The 558-nt window shown below is 23.7% G+C and carries 1 pseudogene; it reads right to left on the bottom strand.

Annotated elements, in window-relative coordinates:
- Positions 1-336: 336 nt before the first annotated feature.
- Positions 337-558: pseudogene (locus ACQY5W_RS13455) on the bottom strand (hypothetical protein); the annotation flags it as partial.

Below are 558 nucleotides of genomic sequence, written 5' to 3' on the forward strand. Positions count from 1 at the left end.
GTCGGACCTCCTACGTATCCGGCTCCAATACAGCAAATTTTTGTTACTTTCATTTTTTAAGATTATAAATGCCTCTATAACAAATTAATAGTTTTGGCTATCGTATTAAAATTTGTATTTGGTATTATAGTTTAATATTTAAATTTTTATTAATTATCATTTCTCTATAATTAATTGTTGTACTTTTAGTGTACTTAAACAATGTAAATCCATGTAATTTATCGGTAAAAAAGCATTTTATCGATAAATTTGATTAAAAATTATCTCTTTAAAATTAATAACTTCATATAAGTTGATATAATAGAAAGGATATTAATTTTATAATTTAATTTTTAATTATAAGTTTTTCCAATACCAATTAACAGCTTCTTTTATACCGTCATTAATATTGTATTTAGGGTTGTAGTTCAATAATTTTTTTGCTTTTTTAACAGATGCTAAAGAATGTGGAACATCCCCAGCTCTATTTTCACGATGCTTTATTTCAATATTTTTAATTGTATCATCAAAAGCAGAAAGATGCTCTTTAAGTAAACTTGTTAGCTCTAATAAAGTTGT

The organism is Arcobacter sp. (assembly GCF_050300555.1).
GTDB lineage: Bacteria > Campylobacterota > Campylobacteria > Campylobacterales > Arcobacteraceae > Arcobacter.